At 67.9% G+C, this 6,049-nt stretch carries 6 protein-coding genes and 4 pseudogenes; 6 read left to right on the forward strand and 4 right to left on the reverse strand.

The window, feature by feature from the left end:
* The 4 genes and pseudogenes from ACFWBT_RS41130 to ACFWBT_RS41145 form a co-directional block, all read left to right on the forward strand.
* A pseudogene (locus ACFWBT_RS41130) lies at positions 1-124 on the forward strand (Asp23/Gls24 family envelope stress response protein); the annotation flags it as partial.
* 368 nt (positions 125-492) lie between these two features.
* Complete coding sequence (locus ACFWBT_RS41135; RefSeq protein ID WP_385709414.1) at positions 493-813, forward strand: DUF5133 domain-containing protein; 321 nt, start codon at positions 493-495, stop codon at positions 811-813.
* Positions 810-1,073: a hypothetical protein gene (locus tag ACFWBT_RS41140; protein ID WP_385709405.1), complete on the forward strand. Its 264-nt coding sequence runs from the start codon at positions 810-812 to the stop codon at positions 1,071-1,073. The genes ACFWBT_RS41135 and ACFWBT_RS41140 overlap by 4 nt, the downstream gene beginning before the upstream one ends.
* A 190-nt stretch (positions 1,074-1,263) precedes the next feature.
* Positions 1,264-1,398, forward strand: coding sequence for a hypothetical protein (locus tag ACFWBT_RS41145; protein WP_385709407.1), 135 nt, complete (start codon positions 1,264-1,266; stop codon positions 1,396-1,398).
* On the opposite strand, the gene ACFWBT_RS41150 is transcribed toward ACFWBT_RS41145, so the two are convergent.
* Both ACFWBT_RS41150 and ACFWBT_RS41155 read right to left on the reverse strand, forming a co-directional pair.
* A complete protein-coding gene (locus ACFWBT_RS41150; RefSeq protein WP_359237572.1) occupies positions 1,399-1,638 on the reverse strand; it encodes a DNA-binding protein in 240 nt (79 codons plus the stop codon). It abuts the gene before it with no gap.
* A 65-nt stretch (positions 1,639-1,703) separates the two neighbouring features.
* Positions 1,704-2,953 (reverse strand): annotated as a pseudogene (locus ACFWBT_RS41155) (IS256 family transposase).
* Positions 2,954-3,081: 128 nt separating this feature from the next.
* Here ACFWBT_RS41155 and ACFWBT_RS41160 point away from each other — a divergent pair.
* Positions 3,082-3,444, forward strand: a pseudogene (locus tag ACFWBT_RS41160) (isochorismatase family cysteine hydrolase); the annotation flags it as partial.
* A 913-nt stretch (positions 3,445-4,357) separates the two neighbouring features.
* On the opposite strand, the gene ACFWBT_RS41165 reads toward ACFWBT_RS41160, so the two are convergent.
* Together ACFWBT_RS41165 and ACFWBT_RS41170 are read right to left on the reverse strand one after the other, a co-directional pair.
* Positions 4,358-4,735, reverse strand: coding sequence for a toxin Doc (locus ACFWBT_RS41165; RefSeq protein ID WP_385709409.1), 378 nt, complete (start codon positions 4,733-4,735; stop codon positions 4,358-4,360).
* Positions 4,735-4,974, reverse strand: coding sequence for a hypothetical protein (locus tag ACFWBT_RS41170; protein WP_385709412.1), 240 nt, complete (start codon positions 4,972-4,974; stop codon positions 4,735-4,737). Before ACFWBT_RS41170 ends, ACFWBT_RS41165 begins: the two co-directional genes overlap by 1 nt.
* A gap of 257 nt (positions 4,975-5,231) precedes the next feature.
* On the opposite strand from ACFWBT_RS41170, the pseudogene ACFWBT_RS41175 reads away from it, so the two are divergent.
* Positions 5,232-5,378, forward strand: a pseudogene (locus tag ACFWBT_RS41175) (MerR family transcriptional regulator); the annotation flags it as partial.
* Positions 5,379-6,049: the final 671 nt, after the last annotated feature.

The raw sequence follows: 6,049 nt of genomic DNA on the forward strand, positions 1-6,049 counted from the left end.
GATCAGCGCCGTGGAACGGATGACGGGACTGGAGGTCGTCGAGGTGAACATCGCCGTCGACGACGTCCACCTCCCCGACGACGAGGACGAAGAGGTCGAATCGGACGAGGGCCGCGTGAGGTGATCGACCGCTGTGACCCACGGCCGTGCCCCGTGCCTGGGCGGGTGATCATACGGACGATCATGCTCGCGAGACGGGTGAGTGCCGGATTCGGCGTGCTGGAGGCATGGTTTCTGGCGGCACGGTCGTCCTCCGGACAGCCCTCCAATGATCCCGGACCAACAGACTCAGCTTTCATTCCGCGGTAGCAGGGACCCACCCATGTCAGTGCGTTACTCGGACTCGTTTACCAGTGGAGGCCGGAAAGCCTTAGTCCAAGGAGCTGCACCGATGCTGATGCCCCTCCCCGCCACTCTGAGCCAGCTCGTCAGGGCGTACGAGACGCTCCTCGCAGAGGAAACGCCCGACGGAGCGACGCCCCCAGTCAGCGCCTGCGCGACCTCGCCTACACCCTGTGTGTGTCCACCGGAACCCGCGAGATCGCTGACGCCCTCGACCGCCCACTCCTACCTGGCCAAGGCTGCCGTCGCACCCGCCTCCAGCTCCGCAGCGGCCATGAGGCCCGGACACGGACGCCGAGCGGCCGACGCGTCTCCCAAGCCCCCAGCCACTACAGCGGGCGTCTTCCACCGCCGCTCCGGCGAATCGTCCGCGACGCGCCGCGACGTCATCCTGCGCCCCGGGCAGCGGCCCACGTCGTTGCCTGTCGCCAGCGCGGGACAGGGCAGCGGAAGGTGAGGTGTGGGACATGAGGGAGCGTTCCGTGATCGTCCACCCGCCCACGAGACGTGTCGGTCGTCTGGTGTGGGTGGATGGAAGGCCCGCGGGCACGGTCCGCAGCCTGCGTGCTCTGACCGAGCTTCTCAACCAGGCGGGCTGGGAGGGGCTGGACGAGGTCGACGTGGCAGAACTGCCGGTCATCGAGTGGCACGGAGGAGGACCGGAAGTCTGGTCCCCGGGAGCGCCTGACCCCTGGGGCCGCGGCGCCAAACGGCAACCTGATCCGCGGTGACGCAGCACGGCCGGCGCCGCCTTGCCTCGGGCGCTGACCGAACCCGCAGGAGGCCTGCTTCGCCGTCAGGTGCTGGTTCATGAGGCCGACATCGCCCGCAAAGTGGGGCCCCTGGCATGTCGGCCCGTGCGATCAGGAGAAGGGCGCAATCGTGGATGGCCATGACAGGACAGCACTCACCCTCATCGACATGATCAACACCTATGGGCATGACGGCGCCGAACTTCTCGTCACGTCCGTGGCAAAGGTGATCCCTGCGCTCAGTCGCCTCCTGGAACGCGCCAGGGCTGCCGAGGAGCTATCCACAAGGCTTGTGGATCAGTGATCAGAACCAGTTGATCGTGTCCTTCAGAAGGCGGGCGAACTTCGCCCTCCTACTCGCGTTCGCTCGCCAGGTTTCCTCGGCTTGAACGCTGGCGGTTATGACTCCAGCCTGGCCAGCCCGGTTCTCCGCCGGTATCAGACGGCGGTTGGCGATGAGCATCCCAACCCGGATGAGAGTGACGCCCAGGCGGCGGGCGGCTTCTGGCTGGGACATCCAGGCGTCGTCCTCGACGGTGTCCACCTTGAGCAGAACGTAGCCGCGGTTGTTTCGCGACCAAGACCGCCCCTGCCGACGTCGTTCATGCATCACGCTGCGGCCGTCGGTCGCTCGACCAGGAGGCCGCGTTCGAAGTGGGCTCCGGCGCGGACGAGGGCGACGAGGTGGGGAGCGTTCACGGCTCGCCACCGCTGCTGTGCGGACTCGACGAGCTTGAAGACCATGGCCAGGGCGGCGGCCGGACTGCCGGCGCCCCGGGTGACCTTGGTCCGCAGACGGACAGTGGCGAGAGTCGACTCGATCAGGTTGGTTGTCCGCAGGTGGACCCAGTGCTCGGCGGGAGAGTCGTAGAACGCCAGCAGCTCGTCGACGTCGTCGGTGATCTTCTTGACGGCCTTGGGGAACCTCGCGCCGTAGGTCTTGGCGAACTCGGCGACGGCCTTGAGCGCGTGGTCGCGATCCTCGGCGTTGCAGATCTCCTGCAGGGCCTTCCTTGCGCCGGGCTGGGCGGACTTCGGCAGGGCGTTCGCGACGTTGGCGATCTTGTGAACCCAGCACCTTTGATGCCGGGTTCGGGGAACACCTCGGCCAGGGCTTTCCAGAACCCGAGCGCGCCGTCCCCGATGGCGAGGGCGGGAGCGCGCATGCCCCGGCGTGCGCAGTCCCGCAGCAGGTCGGCCCACGAGTCGGCGGATTCGCGGTAGCCGTCGTTCATGACGATCAGCTCTTTGGTGCCGTCCGCGCGCACGCCCATCAGCACAAGCACGCACGACTTCGCCTCCCGCAGGCGTATGCACAGGTGGATGCCGTCGGCCCATACGTAGACGTAGTCGCTGGCGGACAGATCACGCTCGCCGAACGCGGCGTGATCGGCCTGCCGTTGCTGGGTGAGCCGGGTGACCGTCGCCGGTGAGAGGGCGGCCGTCGAACCGAGGAACTGCTCAAGGGCGGGCACAAAGTCGCCAGAGGACAGGCCGTGCAGATAGAGCAGGGGCAGCACCTCGCTGACCTTCGGGGACTTGCGGCACCACGGCGGCAGGATCGCCGAGGAGAACCTCTTGCGCTCGCCGGTGGACTCATCGACGCGCTTGTCGTTGACCCGCGGGGCCTTCACCTCGACGGCCCAGGCCGCGGTCGTGACCTTCCTCGCCTGGTGGTAGCCGTTGCGGACCACCAGACGGTGCCCGCGCTCATCCTGCTGACCGGCCAACTCGGCTATATAGGCGTTGACTTCAGCTTCCAGTGCGGCGGCCAGCATCCGCCTCGCGCCCTCCCGGACGATGTCGTCGATCAGGGAGCCGGTCTCGGTCGTTCCATCGGCATTCACCCCGCTCAGCACGGGCGTGCCTTCCCGACCGACGGTGCAACGTCGGCCTACTCGATGACCAGAAGTCGATCACTCGGGAAGGTACGCCCTTCGCGTCCAATCCGAGGCCGATCCACAAGTCATGAGCATTGCTCGCTGCCGAGGCTCCCGTCATCTATGTCAACGACAACTTCGGAGAATGGCGGTCCCACCACGGGGAGCTGCCGACACTGCACTTGCGGGCCGCACGCCGACCTGGTCGAACCGCTCAGGCCCGACGACACCTCGCTCTTCGTGGTCAAGGCCCGGCACTCGATCTATATGAGACGCCACTGAACTACCTGCTCGCCCAGCAAGAAGTCGGTCACGTGGTGCTGTGCGGTCAGGTCACCGAGCAGTGCGTGCTGTATTCGGCGCTCGACGCGCACATCCGTCACCTGCGGGTGACTGTCCCCGAGGATGCCGTGGCCCATATCCACGCTGATCTTGCTCACGCAGCGCTGCGCATGATGCGCCGCAACATGATGCCGATATCCGCCTGGCCGACGAGATCACCTTCTGAGCCAGCCCCCGGATGTTGCCGTCACCCTCTGGGACAGTCCCTGACCATCTCAGTTGACTCGCGGGACCGGCCCGCCAGGAGCACTGTGGGAAGAGCGGCCAGCACGCCGATCCTTGTACATCCGCCTTCCCGCACGGGCGGCCGCACGCGCTCACTGCCCATCTGTTTGCCCTCGGCGCCCCGCCGTCTGGGCCGAGGTCGCTGCCACCCCCGGCGGCGCAGCAGCCGCCTTCTGGCTGCTCCGGGCCTGGCATGCCGCCTCCAGCGGACGGGGCGGCCCGCATGGCCAGCCGCCTCAACTTCCCGCGCACCAGCGCTCGCACCAGGCCGCCACCGAGCCGCAGAATACTGCGGTGACCGTCCTGTGGGGTGCCGCGCTCGCCACCAGTCGGCCGCCTGGGGCACTCGCCGTTCGCAGGATGGTTCGCTCACCTCGCGCTGATGCGGCGTGGCTGCCCCTCTCCCTGGCCAGCGTCGAGCACACCCCGGCCCTCCACACCGTCGAGGAACGCGCGGTCATTCACCCAGGCAACCGTGACGCGCTGCTCCTGGTCGCCCTGCTGGTCGCCTGGACCACGGACGCATGGGGACGGGTGGCCGTACCACGGCACGTCCTACGCTCGGCCCCAGACCGCAGCCGTCCTCCCGAGCCACGAACACCCGGACGAGGATGTCAAGGACCGTCGGTGCCGGCCTGGGGTGAAGCGGACAAGCCCGGCGGGCTCGGATGCCATAGTCCAGCTGATAGCCCGTCACGGTCCTTGCGCGGGGGCTCTGTAGGGCATGCCGGCACGAGACGATGACGGCGTTGCTCTGACCCCGCGGCCCGGCTGCGAGCGCCGGACACCGCCGCAGCAGTCCAGCTGGGAGGGGTGTCAGATCTGCCAGGTGCGGAGAACGTCGGCGACGTCGTAGATGCTCAGCCGGGTTTCGCGGACTTTTCTGATCAGGTCGGACAGGGCCCCGTAGGGAGGGTCGATTCCTTCCCCCGACTGGTCCATGTACTGGCCGGTGACGAAGGCGCCGAAGAGGCTGTTGCGGTGGGGGAGCGGTTCGAGACGCACGATGGTGTGCAGGAGCGCGGCCGCGCGCCACGCGGTGTCGGGGTTGGACGTGGCGAGGGTCGGCATGCGCGTCTTGTGGCGCGCGACGGCCGCCACGAGCGCCGAGTAGTCGGTGACCGTCACGTCGTCATTGCCGAGGGCGGCGTCCTGCACGTCCAGGAGCCAGGGGACATCGATGTACAGGGTCATCAGGCGGCAGTGGCTCCCTCGCCGCGCTGGGACGGGGGAATCTCGTCCGGGAATGCCTCGTCGAACTCCTCGCGCAGCCTGTCCGCCCATGAGGCGGCGCCGGCCACGAACTGTTTGCGCTGCATTTCGCGGACGCCGAGGTCGTGCATGTACTGCTTGAGACTCTTGCCCTCGGCCGCGGCAGACGCGCGCACGGCTTCCATTTCTTCGTCGGTGAAGGTCACATTCAGTGATGGCATACCGGCATGGTACCTACCTGGTACCTTATCGCGCCACCCAATGAGGCGGCGCGGCCGCGGCCGCGCAGGGCGTGGGCCCGGGTCCGGTCGGTCAGGGTGACAAATCTGTTAGCGGTCCTCAGGTGGATGATGCGTTGACCTGAGGATCGCTGCGTGGCTCGGCTTCGGCAGGCCCAATTGACGCCAGGATCAGATGAGGTCGGAGTTCAAACGGTTGCGGAGCACTATGTCGGCGACATGGGCGTGGGGTTCGCGATCGACCTCGCGCCCGCGAACTCGTCGACCAGGGCACCCCCGAGGCCGCCTGCCGCATCGTCATCCTCGAAGACCAGCTCGAAGACGCCCAGCGCATCAATGCCGAATGCCGCCACGCCGCGGAAGCGAACCCAACGACCGCGGCCTGAGACGGCCAAGGCCTGCAACTCACGCAGGACTTCACTGCCTGTCACCCTCGCAGGTTGCCGGACGCACAGCGTTCTGGGGCAGCTTCAGTCCTCTACGGCCCTGGGGATGAAGAGACCGACACACGCAGAATCACTTTCTGCCTGGTGTGCGAGCAACTGGGGGGTTTATAGCAGTCCCCCTTATGGGGGGTCGGTGGCCGCTGTTGGGGTCTAGGTTGGGGGTGCAGTCTCCCCGTGCCGTTCGGGTGTGGTGGTTGGGGCTGCTTCCCGCAGCAGAGCGAGCCTGCGGTGCCCCAAGAGCGCCGGGCCCCGCCTCGACTCCCGCAGAGGTCGGCAGGCCCGGTGCGTCCCTGGCGGGCAGCTTCGAGACCCGGGTTTCTACGCTTCCGGGTTCTGCCCGCAGGGAGTGCTCGATGTGGACGGTGCGGGGGCCACGTCTCGCGAGGCACACGGCCGCCGGCCGACCGGCGGCCGTCGCCATGAGCGGGCCCGTACCGTGAGACCGGTCCGGCTATGCGCCGCTCCCGGCGGTACTGGCATCCAGCACCACGGCTACCAGGGCGGTGACTTGGGCGACGGCGTTGCCGCGCAGGGGCATCGACCAGGCCGGAGTACAAGAGCGCCCAAGACCATCACCACGAAGCCTGCGACGGAGGAAGCCGGTCGCGGGC

Source organism: Streptomyces sp. NPDC060027, assembly GCF_042737005.1.
Taxonomy (GTDB): Bacteria; Actinomycetota; Actinomycetes; order Streptomycetales; family Streptomycetaceae; genus Streptomyces.